Source organism: Actinomadura sp. NPDC049382, from assembly GCF_040677125.1.
GTDB lineage: Bacteria > Actinomycetota > Actinomycetes > Streptosporangiales > Streptosporangiaceae > Spirillospora > Spirillospora geliboluensis.
Genome location: NZ_JBFARO010000266.1, coordinates 1 through 1,798 on the forward strand (window position 1 = coordinate 1; position 1,798 = coordinate 1,798).

At 80.4% G+C, this 1,798-nt stretch carries 2 protein-coding genes and 1 pseudogene; all 3 read right to left on the reverse strand.

The annotated features are described in order from the left end of the window. Positions 1-822, reverse strand: a pseudogene (locus AB0K34_RS46545) (hypothetical protein); the annotation flags it as partial. Next, positions 819-1,235 (reverse strand): hypothetical protein, encoded by a 417-nt coding sequence (locus tag AB0K34_RS46550; RefSeq protein ID WP_364554954.1) that lies wholly within the window; start codon positions 1,233-1,235, stop codon positions 819-821. The pseudogene AB0K34_RS46545 and the gene AB0K34_RS46550, both read right to left, overlap by 4 nt. Beyond that, on the reverse strand, positions 1,232-1,798 hold a 567-nt coding region (locus tag AB0K34_RS46555; protein WP_364554956.1), incomplete at its 5' end, for a molybdopterin-dependent oxidoreductase. The genes AB0K34_RS46550 and AB0K34_RS46555, both read right to left, overlap by 4 nt.

A 1,798-nucleotide genomic window follows, 5' to 3' on the forward strand; every position in this document is an offset into this window, starting at 1 on the left:
AGACCTGGACGTCCGTCGGCGGGTCGGGCAAGCCGTCGGACGCCAGCGCGAGCGAGCAGACCTACCGCGCGCAGATGCTCTACAACAAGGTGCCCACGCGGCCACGGCCAGGAAGAACGCGTCCATCGCGGTCGCGATCCACACCGCCAGCGGCGCCAGCACCAGCAGCGGCACCGCCGCGCGCGCCGCCCGCTCCCCCGCCGTCCATCGCAGGGTGACGGCGACGGCGGCGGCCGCGGACGCGCCCGCCGCGACGATCAGCGCCGCCGCCCAGCCGGTGCCGCCGAGCCCGGCCCGCTCCAGCGCCCACAGCGCCAGCGTCGGCAGCGGCGGATGCCCCCGCACGTGGGTGGTGTAGCCGCCGAGCCGGTCGGTGAAGGTCCGCACCCACTCCAGCGGGTCGGGCCGCACCTGCGCCAGCCCGGCCGGGTACTCGGTCGGCGCGTCCAGCGGCGCGGCGAGCGCGCCCCGGCCGTCGCCGGCCGCCAGTACCACCGCCCACGCCGCCGACCCCGCCCACGCCAGCACCGGCACCGCCCGCCACGGCAGCCGCGCCGCCAGCGGCGGCAGCACCGCCACCGCCGCCGCCGCGAACGCCGCCGCCGGCAGCAGCTCCCAGGTCAGGGGCCGCTCCCGCGCCCGCGCGTGCAGCGGCGGCAACGCGTCCTCGGTCTCCAGCCCGGCGCGCCGCAGGTACCACCCGGCCGCGAACGCCGCCGCGATCCCGGCCGCCCACACCGCGACCGCGACCCACCCGTACCGCCCGCGCGTCCGGGTGCCGCCGCCGCGGGCCGCGGGCCGCCGGGCGCCGGTGAGCGTCACCGCCGCCCGCCCTTGCGCCGCCGCGCCAGCCGCACCGCCACCGCGAGGGCGGCGACCACGGCGATCGCGGTCAGGACGAGCGCGAGGTTGCGGCCGTAGGGCAGCGGCAGCCGGGACGGCTCGTCGGCGCGGCGGCCGTAGCCGAGGACGAGCGGCAGCGCGACCGCGGTGACGCATCCGGCGACGATGAGCGCGGCCCGCACGGCGGGCTTGGCCGCGGCCGGAAGCCGCGCGGTGGCCAGCCCGGCGGCCAGCACCAGCGGGACCAGCACGGCGTCGTGCAGGACGGCCGCGCCCGCGAACCACGCCGCCCACCGGGCGACGGGGACGTCGTCGGCGATGCCGCGCGCGCCGAAGCCGATGAGCGCCAGGCCCGCCGCGTAGGCGGCCCACACCGCGATCCGGGAGGTCATGTCACCACCAGCCGGTGCACCCATTTGGTCTGGATGACCCCGGGCCGGTTCGGTGCGATGAGGCGGCACGGGTAGCCGTGGTCGAGGGCCAGGGGCGCGCCGTTCAGGCCGAGCGCGAGCAGGGTGAGCGGGTCGGTCCAGTGCGGCGGGTCGACCATGGAGGTGCGGTAGGGGCCGCCGCGTTCCAGCGACTCGACGCGGACCCTGGCGCCGGCGGGGGCGCCGGCCAGGCGCAGCAGGTCCCGCAGCCGCACGCCCGTCCAGTCCGCCTCGACGCTCCAGCCCTCCACGCAGGCGATCGGGAGCCGCGCGGTGTGCTGCGGCAGGGCGCGCAGGCCGTCCAGGGACAGGGTGAGGGGCCGGTCGACGCGGCCGGTGACGGTGAGCCGCCAGGCGGGGTCGCGGGCGGCGGCGGTGACGCCGGTCGCGGCGGCGGACTTGTTGACCGGGACGCCCTGCGGGCCGGTGCCGGGGCGGCGCGGCGCCCGGGGCCCGCGCGCCGGCGTGGGGTCGCCCCCCCAGACCCCGCCGGCGGCCCCGCCCCCCCCCCCGCAGCCACCACC